Below are 24,083 nucleotides of genomic sequence, written 5' to 3'. Positions count from 1 at the left end.
ATCGAACTTTTGCTGAATGAAGTGGCCGACAAAAATTGACCGCAATAACAGAGCGTTTTTTAAGCAGCAAAACGTCCGCTCCTGGCACAAACCCGCCTCTCAACTCACGCTCCAGCACCAAACTCACCCCAACCCCACATAAACAAAAAAGCCGGACAACGCGTTATAGACGTTATCCGGCTTTTCGATTTTATGCGGGAAAATTACAGCGCAGGTTCCAGAATACTAATTCGGCTTTCCAGCACGTCACCTTTTACCGCTTCGCTCCACGCTTTCATGTGCGCGGTTTGCAGATGGGCTTCCAGATGGGCGACGGTTTCCCACTGCTCAACCATGGTGATGGAGTCCGGGGCGGTGGCCTGGAAGCTCACGCCTGCGGCGTGGTCGACCATTGGCGCGTAGCCGTGGCAGCCTTCTTCCTTCAGCACGGTCGGAATGATTTTCGTGAACTGATCCAGTACGGCCTGACGGTGGTGCTGACCAGGACGGGTACGGATCTCAGCAATAACAGTTAACATGATAGTCGTACTCCTTTTTATGCAGACCTTCAGTTAAGCAAAAATCTCGGCAAGATGCTTGCGATATTCTGCTACATAGCGCGGAACGTCAGGCATTTTAATCACGTCGTTGGCAATGAACGTCGGCAGCGCATCCATGCCCAGGAACTGGTTAGCTTTGTGGAACGGCAGATAAACGCCGTCCACACCCACGCCGTGGAAGAACTGGTCTTCTTCGGTGAACGCTTCCATCGGCGCGTTCCAGGTCAGGGACAGCATGTATGTTTTGCCCTGAATCAGGCCGCCGGAGCCGTATTTTTTGCTGTCATCAGACCGGGTACGACCGTCGCTGGCATACAGCGAACCGTGGCCTTCGGTGAATACGTCGTCGATGTATTTTTTCACGGTCCACGGTGCGCCCATCCACCAGCCCGGCATCTGCCAGATGATGGTGTCGGCCCACAGGAAGTTCTGCACTTCTGCCTTCACGTCGTAATCGCTGTCAGCGCGAACAACACGGACTTCATGCCCGGCGTCGCGCAGGAAACCATCCGCGACCTCGGTCATGGTGTCGTTCAGCTGACCGTTGGAATGGCCGAATTTTTTACCGCCGTTAATAATCAGGATATTGCTCATCGTTGTGCCTCAGGAACTGAAAATATGCATCAGTGTAACTCCACGACTGAAACGATTAAATTAGCAAAATGTGCAAAGTCTTTTGCTAATTTAGCAATAATCGCGCTACCAGCTGATGCGGGCGATAAAACCACCTGCGGGAGCGTTACTGAATTCTGCATGCATCTGATGCAGGGTGGCGATACGCTGCACGATGGATAACCCCAGGCCGCTGCCCGGCTCATCTTGCCCGGGTGGGCGATAAAAACGCTCGCCGACGCGGGCGAGGGCGTCGGGGCTAATCCCCGGGCCGTTATCCTGCACCGTGAAGCCATGGGCATTGAGCGTGACGTCCACGGTGCTGCCACGCGGGCTGTAACGCACCGCGTTATCGAGCAAATTACGCACCAGCAAGCCCAACAGCAGGGCCTGCCCGCGGCGCGTCACGTCCGGGGCGTTGATGTGTAACCGCAGCTCAATGCCTGCCTGCTGCGCCGGGTGGTAAATATCCATCACCGACGATTGCAGCAGGTCGCCCATCGGCAGCTGTTCCACGTCGTCCAGCTCAGCCAGCGAATCGAGGCGCGATAAGGTCAGCAACTGCTCAACCAGTCGCGTAGCCCGGTCGATCCCGGCATGCAGTTGCGACAGCGCTTTCACCCGGCTGTCAGGATCGTCCATCGAAAGCTGCGCGACTTCGGTTTGTACTTTCAGCGCGGTCAGCGGGCTACGCAGTTCATGGGCGGCATCTGAGGTAAAACGTCGCTCGCGCAAAATCATGTTGTGGGAACGGGTAAACAACTGATTCAGGGCGTCCACCAGCGGGCGTACCTCGCCCGGCACGCCGTGCGTGCTCAGCTGTTCGTCCGATCCCGGGGTGCGATGTTGCAGGGTGCGGGTTAGCTTTTTCAGCGGGGCCAGCTCGCGGCTCAGGAGCAGGATCAGCAACAGCACCATCAGCGGGAGCGCCACCAGCCACGGCGCGAGCTGCGAGGTCACGATATCCAGCGCCATCTCCTGGCGATAATCCCACTCCTGGCCGACCACGATCCGGTATTTTTCATCGGCGGTGGTTATCCAGATCAAACGCCATTCGTCGTCGTCATTATTTATGCGTCCGTCGTCAAACCCTTCCCGGCGATAGCTGTAGGGAATGTCTTGCCCGTTATCGCCGTCGTTCAGCACCATCCGTCCGTCGGAGGTGTAAATGGCGAACGCCAGCGCGTCATCGTCGAGATGCCCGTGCTTAATCTTCTTCTTGGTGCGCAGTTGCGGGGTGATGACGTGCAGCTCGTTGAAATCCATGGCGCTCAGACGCTTGGCGAACAGCATCTGCTGGGTATCAAACAGCTTGTCGAGCTTATGGCTGGTTTGCTGCCAGGCGATAAAGCTGGCGCAGCTCCAGGCGACCAGGGTCAGCACGATAAACAGCAGCGTAAGGCGCAGACGCAGGCTCAGGTGGCGCAGAAATCTCATTTAGTCATTACTCAGGGTGTAGCCGATCCCGTGCACGGTTCGGATAAAATGGCTGCCAAGCTTGCGGCGCAGGTGATGCACGTGAACCTCCACGGCGTTGCTGGAAACGTCATCATCCCAGTTATACAGCTTCTCTTCGATAAGCTTACGCGGCAGCACGCGCCCGGCGTTACGCATCAGCAGTTCGAGCAGGGCGAACTCTTTTGGTTTCAGCGTCAGCGGTTCATCGTTCAGGGTGGCGGTCAGGCTATCGGGATTGAGCGTTACCGGGCCGTGATGAAGGGCGTTGCTGGCCTGGCCGTGGACGCGGCGGATCAGGGCTTCGAGGCGGGCGGCGACCTCAATTAGCGCGAACGGTTTACACAGGTAGTCATCGGCCCCTAACCGTAGGCCTTCCACGCGCTGGGCGAGGGCGTCGCGCGCGGTGAGGATCAGCACCGGCTCTTTGCGTCCTTCCGCACGCCAGTCGCGCAGGATTTCCAGTCCGTCGATCCCGGGCAGCGTCAGGTCGAGGATCACCGCATCATACGGGGCGGTGTAGAGCGCGGCTCTGCCTTCCTCCCCGCGCGTGAACCAGTCCAGCGTAAAGCCCATTTTGACAAGCCCGGTCTTCAGCCCGTCGCCAATCAGCTTGTCGTCTTCTACCAGTAAAATTCGCATCCGTTCGCCCCCGTTGTCACCGATAATCATCGCCAGTAAACCCGCGCGAAGCCGCGCTGTACAGCAAAAAATAATCTTTTTCCGCCTTAAGAAGTCGTTAAGTTTTAGCCTGTTTAATGAGTCACTGAATCATCTCTAAGGGAGAAAATACGATGAAGAAAACATTAGCAGTTGCGGCCATTGTGGCCCTGATGTCAGCCCCTGTTTTTGCCGCTAACACCCAGGGTGGCTTTACCGGTCCGGGTTCAACCGCCACGACAACCAGCCAGGGCGGCGGGTTCGCCGGGCCAAACGGCAGCGTCACCACCGTTGAGAAAGCAAAATCGATGCGCGATGATGCCTGGGTTACGCTGCGCGGCACTATCACCGAGCGACTTTCTGACGACGTTTACACCTTCAAAGATGCCACCGGCACCGTGAATGTCGATATCGACCATAAACGCTGGAATGGCGTGACCATCACCCCGCAGGATGTGGTCGAGATTCAGGGCGAAGTCGATAAAGACTGGAACTCGGTTGAAATCGACGTGAAGCAAATCAACAAAGTCAGCAAGTAATCCTCCGTGCCGCTGCATTCGCAGCGGTAAAACCGCTTCCCCCTGTGACTCAGCGCGTCAGATAAGGTACTATCGGCGGCAATATTGCCCGCTGTATGGCCGGGCGAATTTGTTGAGGAAACACAGTTAATGAGCGATATGGCAGAGCGCCTTGCGCTACATGAGTTTACGGAAAAAGCGTACCTTGACTACTCCATGTACGTCATCATGGACCGCGCCTTGCCATTTATTGGCGATGGCCTGAAACCGGTACAGCGTCGCATTGTTTACGCAATGTCCGAGCTGGGGCTGAGCGCCAGCGCCAAATTCAAGAAATCCGCCCGTACGGTCGGCGACGTGCTGGGTAAATACCATCCGCACGGCGACAGCGCCTGTTATGAAGCCATGGTGCTGATGGCGCAGCCGTTCTCCTATCGTTATCCACTGGTCGATGGTCAGGGGAACTGGGGTGCGCCGGACGATCCGAAGTCCTTCGCCGCGATGCGTTACACCGAATCCCGTCTATCTAAATATGCCGAAGTGCTGCTGGGCGAACTGGGTCAGGGCACCGTTGACTGGCTGCCAAACTTCGACGGCACTTTGCAGGAACCGCGCATGTTACCCGCGCGCCTGCCGAATATTCTGCTCAACGGCACCACCGGTATCGCGGTGGGCATGGCGACGGATATTCCTCCACATAACGTGCGTGAAGTGGCGAAAGCGGCAATCACCCTGATTGAACAGCCGAAAACCACGCTCGACGAACTGCTCGATATCGTGCAGGGGCCGGATTATCCAACCGAAGCGGAAATCATCACCCCGCGTGCCGATATTCGTAAAATTTACCAGACTGGCCGTGGCTCGGTGCGCATGCGTGCGGTATGGAAGAAAGAAGACGGTGCGGTGGTGATTACCGCGCTGCCGCACCAGGTTTCCGGCGCACGCGTGCTGGAACAAATCGCCAGCCAGATGCGCAATAAAAAGCTGCCGATGGTCGACGATCTGCGTGACGAATCGGATCACGAAAACCCGACCCGTCTGGTTATCGTCCCGCGCTCCAATCGCGTGGATATGGAGCAGGTCATGAATCACCTGTTCGCCACCACCGATCTGGAAAAAAGCTACCGTATCAACATGAACATGATCGGTCTGGATAACCGTCCGCAGGTGAAAAACCTGCTGGAAATCCTCACCGAATGGCTGGCATTCCGTCGTGATACCGTCAGCCGCCGCCTGAACCATCGCCTCGAGAAAGTGCTCAAGCGCCTGCATATCCTTGAAGGTTTGCTGGTGGCGTTCCTCAATATTGACGAAGTGATTGAAATCATTCGCAGTGAGGATGAACCGAAACCCGCGCTGATGTCGCGCTTTGGCATCAGCGAAACCCAGGCTGAAGCTATCCTCGAACTGAAATTACGCCACCTCGCCAAACTGGAAGAGGTGAAAATTCGCGGTGAGCAAAACGACCTCGAAAAAGAGCGCGATCAGATTCAGGCGATCCTTGCTTCCGAACGTAAAATGAGCAACCTGCTGAAGAAAGAACTGCAGGCCGATGCCGAAGCGTTTGGCGACGATCGTCGTTCCCCGCTGCGTGAGCGCGAAGAAGCCAAGGCAATGAACGAGCACGACATGCTGCCGTCTGAGCCGGTGACCATTGTGCTGTCGCAGAGCGGCTGGGTGCGTAGCGCCAAAGGCCACGACATCGACGCCAAAGGTTTGAGCTACAAAGCGGGCGACAGCTGGAAAGCGTCGGTGAAAGGCAAGAGCAACCAGCCGGTGGTGTTTGTCGATACCACCGGACGCAGCTACGCCATCGACCCGATCACGCTGCCGTCGGCGCGCGGGCAGGGCGAACCGTTGACCGGTAAGCTGACGTTGCCGCCGGGCGCGACCGTGACCCACATGCTGATGGAAAACGACGACCAAAAACTGCTGATGGCCTCCGATGCAGGGTATGGTTTCGTGTGTACCTTCAACGATTTAGTGTCGCGTAACCGTGCGGGTAAAGCGCTGATCACCCTGCCGGATAACGCACAGGTGATGCCGCCGCTGGTGATTGAGGACGAGTCCGACATGCTGCTGGCGATAACCCAGGCGGGTCGGATGCTGATGTTCCCGCTGAGCGATTTGCCACAGCTGTCGAAAGGCAAGGGCAACAAAATTATCGGCATTCCTTCCGCCGATGCAGCGAAAGGCGCGGACGGTCTGGCGCATCTCTACATCCTGCCGCCGCAGAGCACGCTGACCATTCATGTCGGTAAGCGTAAGATCAAACTCCGTCCGGAAGAGCTGCAAAAAGTCACCGGCGAGCGCGGTCGTCGCGGCACGCTGATGCGCGGCTTGCAGAAAATCGACAAGATTGACATCGACTCTCCGATGCGTCCGACCTCAAGCGCGGGCGACAGCGAAGAGTAATCCCGATGCCCCTTCCACTCGGAAGGGGCAGTAATTTTTGCGGTAAAACCGTTGTTAATTCGTGCGTTGCGATTAACAATACCCTATTAAGGGTTCTGCAAGTCATATCCCCTGGCCGGTATATAACTCTAAGCGGTTAGGTTCTCAGAGGTAGCTATGCTATTGATTTTTCGCGCAATCATCGTTGTTATTTACTGCATCCTGGTGTGCATTTTTGGCTGTATTTATTGTCTGTTCAGCCCACGTAATCCAAAACACGTTGCGACGTTTGGTCATATGTTTGGCCGACTGGCACCGGTTTTGGGCCTGACGGTAGAAAAACGTCTGCCGGAAGGACATGAAAATTTTCCGAATGCCATCTATATCGGTAACCATCAGAACAATTACGATATGGTGACGGCGGCGAATATCGTATTACCGCCAACGGTGACCGTGGGTAAGAAAAGCCTGCTCTGGGTGCCATTTTTTGGCCTGCTGTACTGGCTGACCGGTAACCTGCTTATCGACCGTAACAACCGCTCCAAAGCGCACAGCACCATCGCCGAAGTGGTGAATGCGTTTAATAAGCGCAAGATTTCATTCTGGATGTTCCCGGAAGGCACCCGCAGTCGTGGTCGCGGCCTGCTGCCGTTCAAAACCGGCGCGTTTCATGCCGCCATTGCCGCTGGGGTACCGATCATTCCGGTATGCGTCTCTAATACATCGAATAAAATTAACCTGAACCGTCTCAATAACGGTCTGGTCATTGTTGAAATGCTGCCGCCGATTGATACCAGTCGCTGGGGTAAAGATCAGGTGCGTGAACTTGCCGCCCATTGCCGGGAAATTATGATGGCGAAAATCGCCGAGCTCGACCAGGAAGTCGCCGAACGCGAAGCAGCAAATAAGAAAAAGTAAGAGCCTACACAGTGCTCTGTTTGGGAACGGTTTCCCTCTGTTTAGTAGTCAGTTTCATGGAGTTTATATGTCACTCAGTCGGCGTCAGTTTCTTCAGGCATCAGGGATAACGCTTTGTGCAAGCGCTGTGCCGCTGAGGGCAAACGCGGCAGGCCAACAGCCAGCACTGCCTATACCGCCGCTGCTCGAATCCCGCCGTGGACAGCCGCTGTTCCTCACCTTGCAACGTGCGCACTGGTCATTCACCCAGGGCACACGCGCGCCGGTCTGGGGTGTCAACGGTCGCTATCTCGGGCCAACCATCCGCGTGTGGAACGGCGATGACGTCAAACTGATTTACAGCAACCGCCTGACTGAAAATGTGTCGATGACCATTCGCGGATTGCAAGTGCCAGGCCCGCTGATGGGCGGTGCGGCACGGATGATGTCCCCGAGCGCCGACTGGGCACCCGTCCTGCCTATTCGCCAGAATGCCTCAACGCTGTGGTATCAGGCCAACACCCCGAATCATATGGCGCAGCAGGTCTATAACGGCCTGGCGGGCATGTGGCTGATTGAAGATGACGTCAGTAAGTCCTTACCAATCCCGAATCACTACGGCGTGGATGACTTCCCGGTGATCATTCAGGATAAGCGCCTGGATAACTTCGGCACGCCGGAGTACAGCGAGCCGGGCAGCGGCGGCTTTGTCGGTGATTCGCTGATGGTCAACGGGGCGCAAAGCCCGTATGTCGAAGTGTCTCGCGGCTGGGTGCGTTTGCGCCTGCTGAACGCCTCTAACTCCCGCCGCTACCTGCTGCAAATGAGCGACGGCCGGGCGCTACACGTGATTTCCGGTGACCAGGGTTTCCTGCCCGCGCCAGTGTCGGTCAAACAGCTGTCGCTGGCCCCGGGTGAGCGCCGTGAAATACTGGTCGACATGACCAACGGCGACGAAGTGTCGATCACCTGTGGCGAAGCGGCGAGTATCGTCGACCGTATTCGCGGCTTCTTCGAGCCGTCGAGCATTCTGATTTCAACCCTGGTGCTAACCCTGCGCCCAACCGGCCTGTTGCCGCTGGTGACCGATAGCCTGCCAATGCGCCTGCTGCCGGAAGAGATTATGACCGGGACGCCAATACGCAGCCGTGATTTTACCCTCGGCGACGATCCGGGCATCAACGGCCAGCTGTGGGACCCGCAGCGCATTGACGTCACCGCCCAGCAGGGCACCTGGGAGCGTTGGACGCTGCGTGCCGACAGCCCGCAGTCGTTCCATATTGAAGGGGTCATGTTCCAGATCCGCAACGTCAACGGCGCGATGCCGTTCCCGGAAGACCGGGGCTGGAAAGACACGGTCTGGATTGATGGCCAGGTTGAGCTGCTGGTGTATTACGGCCAGCCGTCGTGGCCACATTTCCCGTTCCAGTTTGCAAGCCAAACGCTGGAGCTGGCTGACCGTGGTTCGATTGGTCAGATGCTGGTGAATCCCGCGCCGTAATCCACACGATGAAGGGGGACATATGCCCCTTCATCTTTTGCATCAATTCAGCGTATAATCCCCGCCTTTTGCAGCCTTTTTAACCACCCGGAAGCATTCATGAGCGCTATTTCCCTGATCCAACCGGATCGCTCCCTCTTCTCCTGGCCCCAGTATTGGGCGGCCTGTTTTGGCCCTGCGCCTTTTTTACCTATGTCTCGGGAAGAGATGGATCAACTTGGCTGGGACAGCTGCGACATCATCATGGTCACCGGGGACGCCTACGTCGATCATCCCAGCTTCGGGATGGCTATCTGTGGACGTATGCTGGAAGCGCAGGGTTTCCGCGTCGGGATAATCTCCCAGCCGGACTGGAACAGCAAAGAAGACTTCATGCGCCTGGGCAAGCCGAACCTGTTCTTCGGCGTGACGGCTGGCAATATGGATTCGATGATCAACCGTTATACCGCCGACCGTAAGCTGCGTCACGACGATGCTTACACCGCGGATAACGTGGCGGGCAAGCGCCCGGACCGTGCCACTCTGGTCTATACCCAGCGCTGTAAAGAAGCCTGGAGAGACGTGCCGGTGATCCTCGGCGGGATTGAAGCCAGCCTGCGTCGTTCCGCACATTACGATTATTGGTCTGATACCGTGCGCCGTTCGGTGCTGGTGGATTCCAAAGCCGACATGCTGATTTTCGGCAACGGCGAGCGTCCGCTGGTGGAAGTGGCGCACCGTCTGGCGATGGGTGAATCGGTCTCTGACATCCGCGACGTGCGTAACACCGCGATCATGGTCAAAGAAGCGCTGCCGGGCTGGAGCGGGGTGGATTCCACGCGTCTGGATACGCCGGGCAAAATCGACCCGATCCCGCATCCTTACGGTGAAGACCTGCCGTGCGCCGACAACAAACCCGTCGAGCCGCAAAAGGCCGAAGCCAAAGCCATCACCATCCAGCCGCCGAAGCCAAAGCCGTGGGAGAAAACCTACGTGCTGCTGCCTTCCTACGAGAAGGTGAAGGGCGACAAAGTGCTGTATGCGCACGCTTCGCGTATTCTGCACCATGAAACTAACCCAGGCTGCGCCAGGGCGCTGATGCAAAAACACGGCGACCGTTATATCTGGCTGAATCCACCGGCGATCCCACTCTCTACTGATGAAATGGACAGCGTATTTGCGCTGCCTTACAAGCGTGTGCCGCACCCGGCGTACGGCGACAGCCGCATTCCGGCCTACGAGATGATCCGTTTCTCGGTCAACATCATGCGTGGTTGCTTCGGCGGCTGTTCGTTCTGTTCAATTACCGAACACGAAGGGCGTATCATCCAGAGCCGCTCTGAAGAGTCGATCATCAACGAGATCGAAGCTATTCGCGACACGGTTCCCGGCTTTACCGGCATTATCTCCGATCTGGGTGGCCCGACCGCCAACATGTATATGCTGCGCTGCAAATCGCCGCGCGCCGAGCAGACCTGCCGTCGTCTCTCCTGCGTCTACCCGGATATTTGCCCGCACATGGACACCAACCATGAGCCGACGATCAACCTGTATCGTCGTGCCCGCGATCTGAAAGGCGTGAAGAAGATCCTCATCGCCTCCGGCGTGCGTTACGACATCGCGGTTGAAGATCCGCGCTATATCAAAGAGCTGGCGACTCACCACGTGGGTGGCTACCTGAAGATTGCCCCGGAGCACACCGAGGAAGGCCCGCTGTCGAAAATGATGAAGCCGGGGATGGGCAGCTACGATCGCTTTAAAGAGCTGTTCGACACCTATTCAAAACAGGCGGGCAAAGAGCAGTATCTGATCCCGTACTTCATCTCCTCGCACCCGGGTACTACCGATGAAGACATGGTGAACCTGGCGCTGTGGCTGAAGAAGAACCGCTTCCGTCTCGATCAGGTGCAGAACTTCTACCCGTCGCCGCTCGCCAACTCGACCACCATGTATTACACCGGTAAGAACCCGCTGAGTAAAATCAGTTACAAGAGTGAAGACGTGGTGGTGCCGAAGGGGGATAAACAGCGTCGTCTGCATAAAGCGCTGCTGCGTTATCATGACCCGGCTAACTGGCCGCTGATCCGTCAGGCGCTGGAATCGATGGGTAAAAAACACCTGATTGGTGGCCGCCGCGAATGCCTGGTACCATCCCCGACGCTGGACGAGATGCGTGAAGCACGTCGCCAGAATCGGAATACGCGCCCAGCGCTGACCAAGCACACGCCGATTACTCATCAGCGCAATCCTGGCGCACGCAAGCCCAAACCCGCCGCCAAGCGCACAGTGAAGTCATAAAATAAGGCCCCGGCATCATTGCCGGGGCCTTTTTCTTTAAAGCGTGATTTAATACTGTGAATTAAATATCATTAACAAGGCAGTTAATTGAGAATAAATAAATAGCTAAAGCTGTGATCTTCAGCAGTAATTTAAACTTAAAAATGCATGAGTTTTCAACGAACCATGGCTTGAGTTAATTCTTATAATTAACATTAAAAAAGTTATTAAATTCACTCAAGGAGATTCTGGTGCATAAATATATCATCAACCATCAATGTGTATTCAACGAACAACAAAATGAGTTAAGGAACCTGTCTAATTCACTGGTTATTAAAATGACGGCGATGCGCGCCAACTGTCTTCGTTTTATGATTGAGCACGCAGAGAGGGGGATTATCGATAGGCAGGCACTGACCAATGAATTATGGGGGGAAAGAGGGAAGTTCGTTAATGATGCTAACCTCACCCAGATGATTTATTTGATACGCAAAGATTTAAAAGCCATCGGGATAAGTGACCTGTTGGTTACCGTCCCCCGCAGAGGTATCCAGGTTAACAGCGGTATCGCTATTGAAAAAGTTGAGATAACGCACCACCGCACACCACCACACGCCAGCGTAGCAAAGCCTGGTGCCATTGCTTTGGGTTTATTATTCGTCATAGCCGCGTTTTTTTATCTCATCTAATGGGTTTATATGGCAAGGCAATAAAGCCTTGCCATTGCTTCAACATTATTTAGTGATGCCACTGACAATCTTTTGTATCTTCGTCGCGATGCTCTTCAAAATCGCTCCTGAACATACCCCTCCAATACCAGCGAAAACCAGAATCATGTTAAAACTTAACCCTTGCTCGATAGCAATCGCGCTCAATAAAAAACTTGTGAAGCAGGATATAATAATTTGTGTAAGGCAATTCGCCAAAAAAGGCATGACTCCTTTATCAGATTTTTTGTTTGTCTTAAGCAGATAACGCACAATGCCACCCCAGGCACCAGTGGCAATAACCAGAAATAAGACTTCCAGTTCAAGAAGGATGACCTTCGGGGTTGTTGCCGGATCGTAAACAGCCATACCAAACTCCTTGTGGTAATAAAGTGAACGTAAACTAATGCTTTTTTTTCTGCTCGCCTAATCAAAAACACTAATTCAATATCACCTTAAGTGTTTGGTGCTCCGACCGATTATCGTCGAAATGAAGACAAGGTATGCAACATGGCCACAATGTCTTCAACCATGTGGCTGCGAGGCTTTTTCTTTTTCCATGAAGCATAAATATTGATCGGCCTGAAGGTCATTTCACTCGGGGGCTGGATGATGTTTATCGCGCTTTTTCGCTGGTTTTTATGAAACACGGCAAGTTTGAGGGGAAACAAGGCGATGAGTGATGTTTGTTCTATAATGTTGATAATGCCTGCGATAGAATCACTTTGGTAGCTTTTAATACGATTGCCTTGGTAGGTTACATCTTCATTATATAAATGGCTGTCGTTTGCTGCTGCGGCTGAAAATAAACTAGAATGATAAATAGCATGGCGTGCAGAATAGAAATTATGAAGCGACATTCGCTCAACGCCAGCAAGAAGATTGTCTCTACTGCAAATGCAGCAAAAATTTTTAAAACTATCAATTAATCTGCAATCAATATCATTGTCGGTGAAGGGAACGGGACTGACGATCAGATCACTGTGACCCGCAAGAAGTAAACGTTTCATTTCTTTGTGAGTTAGATTTCTGTTGGAAAAATGTTTGAAAATATTGTTCTCAAACACGGTATTGTCATAGAGTTGCGAAAGATAATAGTTTTCAACCAGATCGCCACCGAGGATCGTGATTTGATTGGCGGGTAAATTATCTGGCTCGGGGGTTATCGTATTCTGGACTAAGTCTATAACCTGACGAAAAGATGCATGCACCTCAAGTGCCTTCATCGTGGGGACCAGACCCTCCTTTCCTCTGACAAATAACGCTTCATTATAAAATGATTGCAGACGATTCAATGCCAATGACACCGCAGCAGGGGTGACAGACAGTTGCTTTGCCGCTTTGGTCGCATTTCCCGCGGATATCACTGCATCCAGCACTTTTATCAGATTATAGTCAAAATCTCGACTCAAGGTTTTTTCGTTCATTAATTAAGCCTTCAAACAAAAGGCTCAATATAAATAACATGACAAATAAAACAAATCATTTAATATCAAAACAATATTTCATTTATGAATTAACATCATATTTCCGATTATCTTACCGAAATGCTAATGCAAAAGGATGGGATCTAATATTTCTTAGGCGGGATGTATTTACGCTCTTATAAAATGCACGGCACCCCACCTGAGTGGGGTGCCGTATTTATTGGTGAAGATTATCCGCCGAATTGATCCGGGTCCGGCCCAAGGCGTTTGCCCTGATCCAGCTTGGCTATTTCGCCCAGTTCATCTTTATCGAGACGGAAATCCCAGACGTCGAAGTTTTCCGCGATGCGCGAAGGGGTAACCGATTTCGGGATAACCACCAGCCCACTGTCGAGATGCCAACGGATGACAATCTGCGCGGGCGTTTTGCCATACTTCTCCGCCAGATGGCGAATAATCGTCTGGTCAAATACCCCTTCGCCACCCTGGGCCAATGGGCTCCACGATTCGGTCTGGATCTTGTGGGTCGCGTTCCAGGAATGCAGTTGACGCTGCTGCATCAGAGGATGAAGTTCTATTTGATTGATAACGGGCGTAACGCCGGTTTCGTCAATCAGGCGTTGCAGGTGATGTACCTGGAAATTACACACGCCGATGCTCTTCACCAGACCCTGCTCTTGCAGCTTGATCATTCCCCGCCAGGCTTCAACGTAGTGATCGATAGCCGGAACCGGCCAGTGCATCAGATACAGATCGACAAAATCGAGCTGCAGTTTATCGAGACTTTCCTGAAGCGCGTCCGCCGGGCGCTTCTGATCGTCGTTCCACAGCTTAGTGGTGATGAACAGATCGTCGCGCGCGACGCCTGCGCTGGCTAATGCTTTACCGACGCCATCTTCATTTTTATACGCGGCGGCGGTATCGATAGACCGGTAGCCGACCTCCAGCGCTTTATGAATGGCGGTAACCACGTCCTCGTTGCTTGCTTTCCACACGCCGAGTCCCAGTTGCGGCATTACGTTGCCGTCCTGTAGCTTGATTACGGTTGGATGTGTCATGCATTCCTCCTTACGCCCGTCATACTTCACATTGCAGGCGCGTTGGCTGCGTGCCTGCAATTCGAATTGTTTAGGGCTTGGTGAAAATCACCGGAGCACGCCAGGCACTCCGGTGAAGTAGTAGCATTAAGTCTGGACGAAATACGAGAAAACGAAAGGTTAAGCGGGAAATCCCTTAGCGCGCCGCTTCGTAAATACGACGGCTCACCTCAAGGGTAATGTCCTGATTTTCACCGATTTGGGTCATGCCGTGCTCTTCGAGTTTTTTCAGCAGAGCCGGGATGGAGCTGCCGTCCAGGCCGTAACCGGACAGACGCGTTGGCACGCCCATCGCTTCGAAGAACTCACGGGTTTTAGCAATCGCGGCATCGATCCGCGCATCGTCAGAACCTTCGGTGATGTTCCATACGCGTTCTGCGTATTGCAGCAGTTTGGTGCGTTTGGTATCGCGTTTTTCATTCCACAGGGCAGGTAAAACGACCGCCAGCGTCTGCGCATGATCCAGCCCGTGCATCGCGGTCAGTTCATGGCCGAGCATATGGGTCGCCCAGTCCTGCGGCACGCCTGCACCAATCAGGCCATTCAGCGCCTGCGTTGCGGCCCACATTACGTTGGCACGCACGTCGTAATTTTCTGGCTCTTTCAGCGCTTTCGGGCCTTCTTCTACCAGCGTCAGCAGAATGCCTTCGGCGAAGCGGTCCTGAATTTTGGCGTTAACCGGATACGTCACGTACTGCTCAACGGTGTGAACGAAGGCATCCACCACGCCGTTAGCAACCTGACGCGGTGGCAGGGTGTAGGTGTAAACCGGATCAAGAATCGCAAATACCGGCTGCACGTTCGGGTTCATGAACGCCTGTTTGTCACCGGTGGTTTTACGGGAAATGACCGCGCCCATGTTGGATTCTGAGCCGGTGGCTGGCAGGGTCAGCACGGAGCCCATTGGGATCGCGCTTTTGATGTTTGCCCCGCCGGTTTGCAGGATTTCCCAAGGATCGACACCGTCAGCATAATGCGCGGCTGCGGCAATAAATTTAGTGCCATCGAGCACCGAACCGCCGCCGACTGCCAGCAGGAAAGTGACATTCTGCTCGCGGGCAATTTTCACCGCGTTCATCAGCGTTTCATAAGATGGGTTTGGTTCGATACCGCCGAATTCCAGCACGTCCAGACCGTTCAGGGCGCTCAGCACCTGGTCCAGCACGCCGGTTTTTTTGACGCTGCCGCCGCCGTAGGTGACGAGGACACGAGCATTGGCCGGGATCTGCGCCCGCAGGTCTGCGATAGCGTCTTTACCAAATAAAATGCGGGTTGGAGTGTGCAGGTTGAAATTAAACATGGTTTATTCCCTTCATGACGGGTGTAAAAGACGATAGCGACAGGGCTATCTGATGGAGGTTATTGTGGTCCTGTGGTCTGTTTGTCTCAATGCACATTCCTGCCGATGTATTGCCCATTTCTCCTGATGACTGGAGAATATGAACAATTGTGTCCACAATACATCCATCGTAATACGCCCCGGATACCGCCAAAAATGAATCGTGAAGAGACCTGTCTGCTGCTAACCGATAAGATTAAGCAGCTGAAAAATAATGAAGAAACTTTGAGTCAGCTGTTGCCAGATATCCGCTTGTTGTACGGTACACAGCCGGGAACCCGCACCCCGGTGATGTACCAACCGGGTATCGTTTTCCTCTTTTCAGGCCATAAAATCGGCCATATTAACGAGCGTGTTTTCCGCTACGATGCCACGGAATACCTGTTGCTGACCGTCCCGCTGCCGTTTGAATGCGAAACCTTCGCTACCCCTGAAGTGCCGCTGGCGGGGTTGCGTCTGAATGTCGATATTCTGCAATTACAGGAACTGCTGATGGACATCGGCGAAGATGAGCTGTTTCAGCCGTCAATGGCGGCGAGCGGGATCAACTCGGCGAAGCTGTCTGATGAAATACTCTGTGCGGCAGAGCGTCTGCTGGACGTGATGGAGCGCCCGCTGGATGCGCGTATTCTCGGCAAACAAATTATCCGTGAGATGCTTTATCACGTGCTGATGGGGCCAGGGGGCGGGGCGTTGCTGGCGCTGGTGAGTCGCCAGACGCATTTCAGCCTGATAAGCCGGGTGCTGAAGCGGATTGAAAGTCAGTACACCGAAAACCTCAGCGTCGATCAGCTGGCGGCGGAAGCCAACATGAGCGTTTCGGCGTTCCACCACAATTTCAAATCGGTGACCAGCACGTCGCCGTTGCAGTACCTGAAAACGTACCGCCTGCACAAGGCGCGCATGATGATGGTGCACGATGGCTTAAAGGCCAGCACCGCTGCGATGAAAGTCGGGTATGAAAGTGCGTCGCAGTTCAGTCGGGAGTTTAAGCGCTATTTCGGCATCACGCCGGGGGAGGATGCAGCGCGTATTAGAGGAATGCAGGGCGTTTAATCCCCTCGCGCCAAAGGCGCGAGGGGGAGGGGAACAGTGCCTTCAGGCGCTGCAATACTTCTTCTTAATGACCACGAAAACCGTGCCGAGCAGGCCAGCAACCAGCAGGAAAATCGGCAGGATCATCAGGAACGTCATCACCTGGTCTTCATGGCGTTTGACGAACGGGATCATGCTCAGGGCATAGCCGAGGCTGGTCACGACGCCAACCCACAGCAGGGCGCTCAGCCAGTTAAAGAACTGAAAGCGGCGATTCGACAAACCCGAAATGCCTGCCATCGTGGGCAGTAGAGTGCGAACAAACGCCAGAAAACGCCCGGCCAGCAGCGCCAGCAGACCGTGGCGGTCAAACATGCAGGTGGCGCGTTCGTGATATTTGGCCGGTAATTGCGTCAGCCAGCCTTTCACCGTTTTGGTGTTGCCCAGCCAGCGGCCCTGAATATAGCTCAGCCAGCAGCCGAGACTGGCGGCAGCGGTTAGAATCGCCAGCGTCGGAACAAAATCCATCACACCTTTGGCGATCAGCGCCCCGGCGAGCAGCAACAGGCTATCGCCCGGCAAGAACGACGCCGGAAGCAGACCATTTTCTAAAAATAGCGTCGCAAACATGACCAGATACACCACGCCCACGACGTGGGGATCGGCCAGTGCGGCGAAATCATGCTGCCAGAGTGCGGCGGCAATGTGCTGGATAACTACCATGGACTTTCCTGTGGACTAACATTTTCTGAGTATTGTACTCCTGAATCGCCCGGGATGCCTTGATCCCAGGCGCAACAATGCAGGCAGTTTTTAATGAGACTGTCTGAAATTGTGTCCATCGGATGCCACTTTACACGATGCGTTCAAAACCTGCCGACAAATCCTGGAGAAGATCGTCAACATTCTCTAAACCAATGTGCAGACGAATCAGTGTCCCGTTGAAGTCAGGCTTGCCGTCAGGGCGGATTACCGCGAGTTGCTCCGGCTGGGTGGGCAGAATTAATGACTCGTAGCCGCCCCAGGAGTAGGCCATGCTGAACAGCGTAAAGTTGTCGAGATAGGCGGCCAGTTCATTATCGTTGAGCCGTTTTTTTAGAATGAATGAGAACAAACCGCTGCTACCCGTAAAGTCTCGTTTCCAGAACTCGTGGCCTTTACTGCCCGGCAAAGCAGGGTGATTGACCCGTGCAACCTGCGGGTGCTGCGCCAGCCATTCGGCAATTTTAACGCTACTTTCATGATGCTGGCGCAGACGGACGCCGAGAGTTCGCAAGCCGCGGCTGGTCATATAGGCGGTGTCGGCATCAACCATCTGACCCATCAGATAGGCATTCTCACGCAGCTGGTCCCAGCAGCGGGCGTTGGCGACGGCGGTGCCGATCATGCCATCGGAATGACCAATCAGGTATTTGGTGGCCGCCTGAATGGAAATATCGATATCAAACTCGAGCGCCTTAAACAGCACGCCCGCCGCCCAGGTGTTGTCGATCATAATGATGGCGTCCGGGGCCACGCGGCGAACCGCGCTGACGATGGCGGGCACGTCATGCACTTCCAGGGTGATCGAGCCCGGTGATTCCAGGAACACCACTTTAGTATTCGGCTGGATCAAATCGGCAATCCCGGCCCCAATCATCGGGTCGAACCAGCCGGTCGTGACCCCGAGTTTTTTAAGAATTTTGGTGCTGAAATCCTGGCTCGGCTCATAGGCGCTGTTGGTCATCAGCACATGATCGCCCTGTTCAACAAATGCCAGAATCGTGTTCGCCACTGCCGCCGCACCACACGGGAACAGGGCGCAACCGGCTCCCCCTTCCAGCTCGCACATCGCTTCCTGCAACGAGAAATGGGTCAGCGTGCCGCGACGACCGTAAAACAGCTCACCTTTGGCGCGATTGCGGGTGGCATGCTTCTTCGCTTCCACAGTGTCGAAAACCAGGGAGGACGCGCGCTGGATAACGCTGTTCACCGATCCCTGAGTGAATCTTTTACTCCGGCCAGCATTCACCAGCACGGTATCAAGTTGCTTATTGGACATGTTCTCCCTACCTGTTTTTATACGTCTGGACGTCTAAACTAGCATGATTGCACCGGGATGTACGACACCCAAACATATTAAGCAGAAAATTTTGCCGGTAAGCGGCAAAGCGCCTTTTTTACTGCGTCAGCGCAATGAAAGTTAGTGATGATTGCGTCAATATGTAAATAGTAATGAGAACGACTATCAATTCGACGTCGTTTTGATATTATTACGAGCAGATTTTGTGATTTAGATCCTGGAGAAACAGAGTGGGTAATAATTTGATGCAGGCGGATCTCTCCGTTTGGGGTATGTATCATCATGCCGACATCGTGGTTAAGGTAGTTATGATCGGCCTGATTCTGGCATCGGTCGTCACCTGGGCAATCTTCTTCAGTAAAAGTACCGAACTGCTGTCGCAAAAGCGCCGCCTCAAGCGTGAGCAGCAGCTGTTAGGCGAAGCCCGCTCTTTGAATCAGGCCAGCGACATTGCCGCAGCCTTCCCGGCGAAAAGCCTCAGCCTGCAACTGCTGAACGAAGCGCAGAACGAGCTGGAACTTTCCGAAGGTGCTGAAGATAACGAAGGCATTAAAGAGCGTACCGGTTTCCGTCTGGAACGCCGCGTGGCGGCTGCCGGGCGTCATATGGGCCGTGGCAACGGTTATCTGGCCACTATCGGGGCGATTTCGCCGTTTATCGGCCTGTTTGGCACCGTATGGGGCATCATGAACAGCTTCATCGGTATCGCCCAAACCCAGACCACCAACCTTGCCGTCGTGGCACCGGGCATCGCCGAAGCGCTGCTGGCGACCGCTATCGGCCTGTTTGCCGCGATTCCTGCCGTGGTTATCTACAACATTTTCGCCCGCATGATTGGCGGCCACAAAGCGCTGCTCGGTGATGTCGCAGCCCAGGTTCTGCTGCTGCAAAGCCGTGACCTTGATCTGAATAACAGCGGCGCTCAGCCGGTGCGTACCGCGCAGAAACTGCGGGTAGGGTGATAGCCAATGGCAATGCGTCTTAACGAAAATCTGGACGATAACGGCGAAATGCATGAGATCAACGTGACGCCGTTCATCGACGTCATGCTGGTTCTGCTGATTATCTTCATGGTGGCCGCCCCGCTGGCGACCGTCGACGTGAAGGTGAATCTGCCTGCCTCTTCCAGCCAGCCACAGCCGCGCCCGGAGAAACCGGTGTATCTGTCGGTGAAAGCAGACAACAGCATGTTCCTCGGTAACGATCCGGTCACCGAAGAAACGATGGTAAATGCGATTAACGCGCAGACCGAAGGCAAGAAAGACACCACCATCTTCTTCCGGGCGGATAAAACCGTGAATTACGAAACGATGATGAAGGTGATGGATACGCTGCATCAGGCGGGGTATCTGAAAATCGGTCTGGTGGGTGAAGAGCACGCTGCCGCCGCGAAATAATCGACATCATCACATCTTTAAACAAAGAACCGGCCATGCGCCGGTTTTTTTACGTGCGTTGATGTCCGTCGTGCAAAAGTGACAGGCGTCGATTCAGGCCTTCTTCGTCCCGGAGGTAGGGAGAGGCTCCTGCGGCGCGACGATATTGACGCAGGCGGTGCGGCAGTTGCCGTCGGCGAGTTTGCGGCTCAGGCGCAGGGTGGCGACTTCGCGCCCCAGTATGTGTTGATAGCTGGCTTCGATATGCGCGAGAACTTTCTCTTTGAGTTGCGGATTACGGCTGATTACCTCGGCCAGCGCTGCGCCGTAAATTTCCTCTTTCACCTGGAAGGCGTAAATCTCGCGGCGGTACTGCCATTTCATGCGTACCAGCGCGGCGGGAATTGACACCAGCGCTTTGGCGGTTTCTTCAATCACCGCATTTTTCTCATTTTTCAGCGCCTGAAGATTATGTTTCAGGATCACCGCATCGCTGTTTTTGTCGTCTAAAGTCAAATAAACGTTATTATTATCACTCTCTTTCATTTTACTCAGCCTGAAAGTCGTAAAAAAGAGATGCTGTTTTTTCTTGCGTGATCAAATTAAGCCAAATTTCATTCCCGGCTTCATTTATTTTATCGGTGTACTCGGCAATAATTTGACTTAATTCCTGGTTATCAATTTCCGCTTCCATTTGAAGGTCGTTGAGAACGCGAGCATAGGCTTCGATTTTCATGACCCGAAATAGCCTGTCTTTAATATGACGGTCACGCTCTTCCAGCAGCATATTGCGCGACTGACCGTGACGTACCGGGGCGGCTAAGAGATCTGCTTCGAAATTTTCGAGCGTTATCTTTCCCTGAGTTAAATCAGCATTATTTTCTGCTACGCCGGGCGCTGGCTCTGGGTTTGAGATGTGAAAATGGGCCGGGATCAGCGACTCGGGTATCATGCCTGATGTCCTTTTATTTTCAACAGGATAGGGGTAATAAAGATGTGAGGTTCGTTGACAATATCATGGCGGAAATTTAAAATCAAAAAAAATGGAGTAAACCATGAACAGTATTATCTATTTCGTAATAGCACTGCTATTACTTACCGTTGTTATTCTTATCGTTATCTCCGGCCTGTTTAAAAATGACGTGGTGGCGGAAAAACCTGAACCACCGCAGATGAAATTGCTGAGCAAAGAAGAAGGTGAAGACCATTTTTCGGTGCTGATGAACGCGATAACACCGGTATGGTACTGGCGCGTCAATCATGAATATATTGATTTTCTTCATGCCACCATAAAACGCATGAGTATCACCGAATTAAATTCTACCGCAGGGTTATTTGAGGCCCAGCGGCGCTGTAGCGATCTCAATTCGGCGGTGTATAAATATTACGACAATATAAAAAAACGCTGCGTCAATGGCGAAAAGGTCTCGCACGGTGATCTAGACGTGTTGAACCTGCAGCAATGTTTTCGCGAGTTTAGCCTCGACGCCTATCCGTCCCTGGTGGCGCTGGTGTGGCCGGAATATCAACGCCCGCAGGTGGATCCTCTGAGGGTGTAGGCCCGCGCAACGAAGTGCCGCCGGGCGAGGGCCTCATCTGAGGCATTGACTCGTGCCATCTTAAAAATTTCACAAAAAAATAATCACAAAACGTTATGAATTCTCCAGGTTCTGCCGATAACGAGGTGGATTGTGACGCGTGTCACAATACCCTTGCAACGGCCAGGAGAATTTATGCATTTGCTTCGTAACTTTACCATTCGGATGGTCATGCTGGTCATCCTCGGGATTTTTGGTTTGCTGTGGTCCGGCGTCGGTCTGTACAGCGTGTACTCGCTGTCGAAAGTAGCCGAGGGCAATCAGGTTGACCGGGAACTGGTCGCCCAGATGACCTTGCTGAGCCAGGGCAATGATCAGTACTTTCGTTTTGTGACCCGGCTGGGTCGGGCGATGGAGGCCAAAGCGGCAGGCAACACACCGGATTTTGCTCCCGCGCAGCAGGCGCTGGATAACATGCGCAGTAAGCTGGAGGCGCTGAAGGCGGTATCGCCCGGCCCAATGGATACGCAGATTTCTGCCGACACAATTGCCCACTGGCAGGCGCTGCTCGACAACGGCGTGGCTCGCCAGATGGCACTGGCGGCGCAGGGTTCCGCGGAAGACTATCGCCAGCAGGCTACCCACGTAACGCCTGCCTTAAGCCGCGCCTTCGGTGCCAGCACTGAGAAATTTAACGCCCGCGCCAGCGTCGCGCTGGACCACACCCGCGTGGTGGTCGATCACCTCACGTCCGTCACCCGGACGTTAATCATCAGCGCCGTCATCATCGGCCTGTTACTGCTCCTGTTCTCCGACCGCTATCTGGTGGCGATGCTGGTGAAACCGCTGGATCGCGTGCGGCAACACTTCCGCCTGATGGCGCAGGGCGATCTCAGCCAGCCGATGGCGTCGTTTGGTCGCAACTGCGTCGGCCAACTGGTGCCGTTGCTGAATGCGATGCAGGACAGCCTGCGCGAGGCCGTCAGCACCATTCGGCACGGCAGCGAAAATATCTGGCGCGGCGCGACGGAAATTTCGTCCGGCAATAACGACCTCTCTTCGCGTACCGAAGAGCAGGCCTCGGCGCTGGAAGAAACGGCGGCGAGCATGGAGCAACTGACGGCGACGGTGAAACTCAACGCCGATAACGCGCAGCAGGCCAGCGACCTGGCGCAGGCGGCATCACACACCGCCAGCAAGGGCGGTTCGCTGGTCGACAAGGTGGTCGACACCATGTCCGGTATCTCCGACAGCTCAAAGAAAATCGCTGAGATAACCACCGTCATCAACAGCATTGCGTTTCAGACCAATATTCTGGCGCTGAATGCCGCGGTGGAAGCGGCGCGGGCGGGTGAGCAGGGCCGTGGTTTTGCGGTGGTGGCAGGCGAAGTGCGTAACCTCGCCAGCCGCAGCGCGGGCGCGGCGAAAGAGATTGAAAGCTTAATTGCCGACTCCGTGACCCGCATCGACAGCGGGGTGCGGTTGGTGAATGACACCGGTAACACCATGGACGCCATTCTGCGCGCGGTGCAGGAAGTGACCACCATCATGAAGCAGATTGCCAGCGCGTCGGCGGAACAGAGCAAAGGGATTTCGCAGGTGGGCGTGGCAATCACGCAGATGGACAGTGTCACCCAGCAAAACGCCTCGCTGGTGGAACAGGTATCCGCCGCCGCCTCGGCGCTGGAGCAGCAAACTCATGCCTTGCAGCAGTCGGTGCAGAAATTCCGTCTGTCGAATGCCTGACACGGCGACGGCCTGAAATGACCGGGTGAACCCACCCGGTCGACGGAAAGGTATTAACCCTGACGCTTATCTTCAGTATGGGTGTCGAAATCGCTGGCCGAGTGGCGCTCATGCAACTGCTCGTTCAGCGGGCCCTGAGCTCGGTTGACGATGCGACCCCGTTTGACCGCCGGACGGTTGCCAACATCCTGCGCCCAGCGCAGCACGTTTTTGTAGCTTCCGGCATCAAGGAATTCCGCCGCGTTATACACCGCGCCGAGTACTACATTGCCGTACCACGGCCAGACCGCCATATCGGCAATGGTGTACTCCTCGCCCGCCACATAGCGACCACGCGCCAGCTGCTTATCCAGCACGTCGAGCTGACGCTTGGCTTCCATGGTGAAGCGGTCAATCGCGTACTCAATTTTCACCGGGGCATAGTTATAGAAATGGCCAAAGCCGCCGCCGAGGAACGGGGCTGCGCCCTGAAGCCAGAACAGCCAGTTCAGCGTTTCGGTGCGCCCCGCCGGATCTTTCGGCAGGAAGTGGCCGAATTTCTCCGCCAGATACAGCAGGATCGATCCGGATTCAAACACCCGCAGCGGCGGGTTGACCGAGTGATCGCTCAGCGCCGGAATTTTTGAGTTCGGGTTCACATCGACAAAGCCGCTGGAGAACTGATCCCCGTCGCCGATGCGGATCATCCACGCGTCGTACTCCGCGCCAGTCACACCGAGCGCCAGCAGCTCTTCCAGCATGATCGTCACTTTCTGCCCATTTGGCGTCCCGAGGGAGTAAAGCTGCAACGGGTGCGTGCCTACCGGCAGCGCTTTTTCATGGGTTGGGCCAGAGACTGGACGGTTGATGTTGGCGAACGCGCCGCCGTTGTTTTGCTTCCACTCCCAGACTTTCGGAGGTTGATACTCATTTTTAGACATAATA

At 54.4% G+C, this 24,083-nt stretch carries 24 protein-coding genes; 11 read left to right on the top strand and 13 right to left on the bottom strand.

Annotated elements, in window-relative coordinates:
* Positions 1-203 precede the first annotated feature (203 nt).
* The 4 genes from SIK69_RS10885 to qseB all read right to left on the bottom strand — a co-directional run bounded on the left by SIK69_RS10885 (position 204) and on the right by qseB (position 3,248).
* Positions 204-518, bottom strand: a complete 315-nt coding sequence (locus SIK69_RS10885) for a putative quinol monooxygenase (protein WP_319786082.1) — start codon at positions 516-518, stop codon at positions 204-206.
* Positions 519-551: 33 nt separating this feature from the next.
* Positions 552-1,133 carry an NAD(P)H-dependent oxidoreductase gene (locus SIK69_RS10880; RefSeq protein ID WP_319786081.1) on the bottom strand — a complete coding sequence of 194 codons (582 nt, stop codon included), beginning with the start codon at positions 1,131-1,133 and terminating at the stop codon, positions 552-554.
* A gap of 105 nt (positions 1,134-1,238) precedes the next feature.
* Positions 1,239-2,588: a quorum sensing histidine kinase QseC gene (gene qseC / locus SIK69_RS10875; protein WP_319786080.1), complete on the bottom strand. Its 1,350-nt coding sequence runs from the start codon at positions 2,586-2,588 to the stop codon at positions 1,239-1,241.
* Entirely contained in the window at positions 2,589-3,248 is a 660-nt protein-coding gene (qseB, locus tag SIK69_RS10870; protein ID WP_319786079.1) for a quorum sensing response regulator transcription factor QseB, read from the bottom strand. It abuts the gene before it with no gap.
* A gap of 152 nt (positions 3,249-3,400) precedes the next feature.
* On the opposite strand from qseB, the gene SIK69_RS10865 reads away from it, so the two are divergent.
* The 6 genes from SIK69_RS10865 to SIK69_RS10840 all read left to right on the top strand — a co-directional run bounded on the left by SIK69_RS10865 (position 3,401) and on the right by SIK69_RS10840 (position 11,521).
* A complete protein-coding gene (locus SIK69_RS10865) occupies positions 3,401-3,805 on the top strand; it encodes a YgiW/YdeI family stress tolerance OB fold protein (protein ID WP_319786078.1) in 405 nt (134 codons plus the stop codon).
* Between the two features lie 129 nt (positions 3,806-3,934).
* A complete protein-coding gene (gene parC / locus SIK69_RS10860; protein WP_319628650.1) occupies positions 3,935-6,199 on the top strand; it encodes a DNA topoisomerase IV subunit A in 2,265 nt (754 codons plus the stop codon).
* 156 nt (positions 6,200-6,355) lie between these two features.
* Positions 6,356-7,096: a 1-acylglycerol-3-phosphate O-acyltransferase gene (locus SIK69_RS10855; protein ID WP_319628649.1), complete on the top strand. Its 741-nt coding sequence runs from the start codon at positions 6,356-6,358 to the stop codon at positions 7,094-7,096.
* Positions 7,097-7,163: 67 nt separating this feature from the next.
* Positions 7,164-8,576 carry a cell division protein FtsP gene (gene ftsP, locus SIK69_RS10850; protein ID WP_319786077.1) on the top strand — a complete coding sequence of 471 codons (1,413 nt, stop codon included), beginning with the start codon at positions 7,164-7,166 and terminating at the stop codon, positions 8,574-8,576.
* Positions 8,577-8,675: 99 nt separating this feature from the next.
* Positions 8,676-10,853, top strand: coding sequence for a YgiQ family radical SAM protein (locus SIK69_RS10845; protein WP_319628647.1), 2,178 nt, complete (start codon positions 8,676-8,678; stop codon positions 10,851-10,853).
* 230 nt (positions 10,854-11,083) lie between these two features.
* Positions 11,084-11,521: a winged helix-turn-helix domain-containing protein gene (locus SIK69_RS10840; protein WP_319628646.1), complete on the top strand. Its 438-nt coding sequence runs from the start codon at positions 11,084-11,086 to the stop codon at positions 11,519-11,521.
* Positions 11,522-11,566: 45 nt separating this feature from the next.
* Here the strand turns inward: SIK69_RS10840 and SIK69_RS10835 are convergent, their stop codons facing one another.
* From SIK69_RS10835 to yqhD, 4 genes are all read right to left on the bottom strand, one after another.
* Entirely contained in the window at positions 11,567-11,908 is a 342-nt protein-coding gene (locus tag SIK69_RS10835; RefSeq protein WP_319628645.1) for a phage holin family protein, read from the bottom strand.
* 110 nt (positions 11,909-12,018) lie between these two features.
* Positions 12,019-12,966, bottom strand: a complete 948-nt coding sequence (locus SIK69_RS10830; RefSeq protein ID WP_319786076.1) for a LysR family transcriptional regulator — start codon at positions 12,964-12,966, stop codon at positions 12,019-12,021.
* Between the two features lie 230 nt (positions 12,967-13,196).
* Entirely contained in the window at positions 13,197-14,024 is an 828-nt protein-coding gene (dkgA, locus tag SIK69_RS10825) for a 2,5-didehydrogluconate reductase DkgA (protein WP_319628643.1), read from the bottom strand.
* A gap of 175 nt (positions 14,025-14,199) precedes the next feature.
* The gene (yqhD, locus tag SIK69_RS10820) at positions 14,200-15,363 is read right to left on the bottom strand and encodes an alcohol dehydrogenase (protein WP_319786075.1); all 1,164 of its coding nucleotides are present in this window, start codon (positions 15,361-15,363) and stop codon (positions 14,200-14,202) included.
* A 195-nt stretch (positions 15,364-15,558) separates the two neighbouring features.
* On the opposite strand from yqhD, the gene SIK69_RS10815 reads away from it, so the two are divergent.
* Complete coding sequence (locus tag SIK69_RS10815; RefSeq protein ID WP_319628641.1) at positions 15,559-16,458, top strand: AraC family transcriptional regulator; 900 nt, start codon at positions 15,559-15,561, stop codon at positions 16,456-16,458.
* A 42-nt stretch (positions 16,459-16,500) separates the two neighbouring features.
* Here the strand turns inward: SIK69_RS10815 and yghB are convergent, their stop codons facing one another.
* A complete protein-coding gene (gene yghB, locus SIK69_RS10810; RefSeq protein WP_319786074.1) occupies positions 16,501-17,160 on the bottom strand; it encodes a DedA family general envelope maintenance protein YghB in 660 nt (219 codons plus the stop codon).
* Positions 17,161-17,290: 130 nt separating this feature from the next.
* Complete coding sequence (metC, locus tag SIK69_RS10805) at positions 17,291-18,478, bottom strand: cystathionine beta-lyase (RefSeq protein ID WP_319786073.1); 1,188 nt, start codon at positions 18,476-18,478, stop codon at positions 17,291-17,293.
* 251 nt (positions 18,479-18,729) lie between these two features.
* Between metC and exbB the strand changes: the two genes are divergently transcribed.
* Both exbB and exbD read left to right on the top strand, forming a co-directional pair.
* On the top strand, positions 18,730-19,461 hold the full coding sequence (exbB, locus tag SIK69_RS10800; RefSeq protein WP_319786072.1) for a tol-pal system-associated acyl-CoA thioesterase: 732 nt from the start codon (positions 18,730-18,732) through the stop codon (positions 19,459-19,461).
* 6 nt (positions 19,462-19,467) lie between these two features.
* On the top strand, positions 19,468-19,896 hold the full coding sequence (exbD, locus tag SIK69_RS10795; protein ID WP_319628637.1) for a TonB system transport protein ExbD: 429 nt from the start codon (positions 19,468-19,470) through the stop codon (positions 19,894-19,896).
* Positions 19,897-19,989: 93 nt separating this feature from the next.
* Here exbD and SIK69_RS10790 read toward each other — a convergent pair whose 3' ends face one another.
* Together SIK69_RS10790 and SIK69_RS10785 are read right to left on the bottom strand one after the other, a co-directional pair.
* Positions 19,990-20,421: a cytoplasmic protein gene (locus SIK69_RS10790; RefSeq protein WP_319628636.1), complete on the bottom strand. Its 432-nt coding sequence runs from the start codon at positions 20,419-20,421 to the stop codon at positions 19,990-19,992.
* A 1-nt stretch (position 20,422) separates the two neighbouring features.
* Positions 20,423-20,827, bottom strand: a complete 405-nt coding sequence (locus tag SIK69_RS10785) for a hypothetical protein (protein WP_319786071.1) — start codon at positions 20,825-20,827, stop codon at positions 20,423-20,425.
* Between the two features lie 103 nt (positions 20,828-20,930).
* On the opposite strand from SIK69_RS10785, the gene SIK69_RS10780 reads away from it, so the two are divergent.
* Both SIK69_RS10780 and SIK69_RS10775 read left to right on the top strand, forming a co-directional pair.
* Positions 20,931-21,434 carry an ESA_00282 family adhesion-associated protein gene (locus tag SIK69_RS10780; protein WP_319786070.1) on the top strand — a complete coding sequence of 168 codons (504 nt, stop codon included), beginning with the start codon at positions 20,931-20,933 and terminating at the stop codon, positions 21,432-21,434.
* 174 nt (positions 21,435-21,608) lie between these two features.
* Positions 21,609-23,159: a methyl-accepting chemotaxis protein gene (locus SIK69_RS10775; protein WP_319628633.1), complete on the top strand. Its 1,551-nt coding sequence runs from the start codon at positions 21,609-21,611 to the stop codon at positions 23,157-23,159.
* Positions 23,160-23,212: 53 nt separating this feature from the next.
* Here the strand turns inward: SIK69_RS10775 and yghU are convergent, their stop codons facing one another.
* The gene (yghU, locus tag SIK69_RS10770) at positions 23,213-24,079 is read right to left on the bottom strand and encodes a glutathione-dependent disulfide-bond oxidoreductase (protein ID WP_319628632.1); all 867 of its coding nucleotides are present in this window, start codon (positions 24,077-24,079) and stop codon (positions 23,213-23,215) included.
* Between the last annotated feature and the right edge of the window lie 4 nt (positions 24,080-24,083).

The sequence above is a fragment of the Scandinavium lactucae genome (assembly GCF_033843265.1).
Lineage (GTDB): Bacteria > Pseudomonadota > Gammaproteobacteria > Enterobacterales > Enterobacteriaceae > Scandinavium > Scandinavium lactucae.
Note: the sequence above shows the minus strand (reverse complement) of the source record. Positions and strands in the feature narration are given on the sequence as shown.

Bases quoted from the DNA above. Each gene is read 5' to 3' on its own strand.
- SIK69_RS10880 (WP_319786081.1), bottom strand. From the start codon at position 1,133: ATGAGCAATATCCTGATTATTAACGGCGGTAAAAAATTCGGCCATTCC.
- yqhD (WP_319786075.1), bottom strand. From the start codon at position 15,363: ATGTTTAATTTCAACCTGCACACTCCAACCCGCATTTTATTTGGTAAA.
- parC (WP_319628650.1), top strand. From the start codon at position 3,935: ATGAGCGATATGGCAGAGCGCCTTGCGCTACATGAGTTTACGGAAAAA.
- SIK69_RS10845 (WP_319628647.1), top strand. From the start codon at position 8,676: ATGAGCGCTATTTCCCTGATCCAACCGGATCGCTCCCTCTTCTCCTGG.
- yghU (WP_319628632.1), bottom strand. From the start codon at position 24,079: ATGTCTAAAAATGAGTATCAACCTCCGAAAGTCTGGGAGTGGAAGCAA.
- qseB (WP_319786079.1), bottom strand. From the start codon at position 3,248: ATGCGAATTTTACTGGTAGAAGACGACAAGCTGATTGGCGACGGGCTG.
- SIK69_RS10775 (WP_319628633.1), top strand. From the start codon at position 21,609: ATGCATTTGCTTCGTAACTTTACCATTCGGATGGTCATGCTGGTCATC.
- SIK69_RS10830 (WP_319786076.1), bottom strand. From the start codon at position 12,966: ATGAACGAAAAAACCTTGAGTCGAGATTTTGACTATAATCTGATAAAA.
- ftsP (WP_319786077.1), top strand. From the start codon at position 7,164: ATGTCACTCAGTCGGCGTCAGTTTCTTCAGGCATCAGGGATAACGCTT.
- qseC (WP_319786080.1), bottom strand. From the start codon at position 2,588: ATGAGATTTCTGCGCCACCTGAGCCTGCGTCTGCGCCTTACGCTGCTG.
- SIK69_RS10790 (WP_319628636.1), bottom strand. From the start codon at position 20,421: ATGAAAGAGAGTGATAATAATAACGTTTATTTGACTTTAGACGACAAA.
- SIK69_RS10835 (WP_319628645.1), bottom strand. From the start codon at position 11,908: ATGGCTGTTTACGATCCGGCAACAACCCCGAAGGTCATCCTTCTTGAA.
- SIK69_RS10780 (WP_319786070.1), top strand. From the start codon at position 20,931: ATGAACAGTATTATCTATTTCGTAATAGCACTGCTATTACTTACCGTT.
- SIK69_RS10865 (WP_319786078.1), top strand. From the start codon at position 3,401: ATGAAGAAAACATTAGCAGTTGCGGCCATTGTGGCCCTGATGTCAGCC.
- SIK69_RS10855 (WP_319628649.1), top strand. From the start codon at position 6,356: ATGCTATTGATTTTTCGCGCAATCATCGTTGTTATTTACTGCATCCTG.
- exbD (WP_319628637.1), top strand. From the start codon at position 19,468: ATGGCAATGCGTCTTAACGAAAATCTGGACGATAACGGCGAAATGCAT.
- SIK69_RS10785 (WP_319786071.1), bottom strand. From the start codon at position 20,827: ATGATACCCGAGTCGCTGATCCCGGCCCATTTTCACATCTCAAACCCA.
- metC (WP_319786073.1), bottom strand. From the start codon at position 18,478: ATGTCCAATAAGCAACTTGATACCGTGCTGGTGAATGCTGGCCGGAGT.
- dkgA (WP_319628643.1), bottom strand. From the start codon at position 14,024: ATGACACATCCAACCGTAATCAAGCTACAGGACGGCAACGTAATGCCG.
- yghB (WP_319786074.1), bottom strand. From the start codon at position 17,160: ATGGTAGTTATCCAGCACATTGCCGCCGCACTCTGGCAGCATGATTTC.
- SIK69_RS10815 (WP_319628641.1), top strand. From the start codon at position 15,559: ATGAATCGTGAAGAGACCTGTCTGCTGCTAACCGATAAGATTAAGCAG.
- SIK69_RS10885 (WP_319786082.1), bottom strand. From the start codon at position 518: ATGTTAACTGTTATTGCTGAGATCCGTACCCGTCCTGGTCAGCACCAC.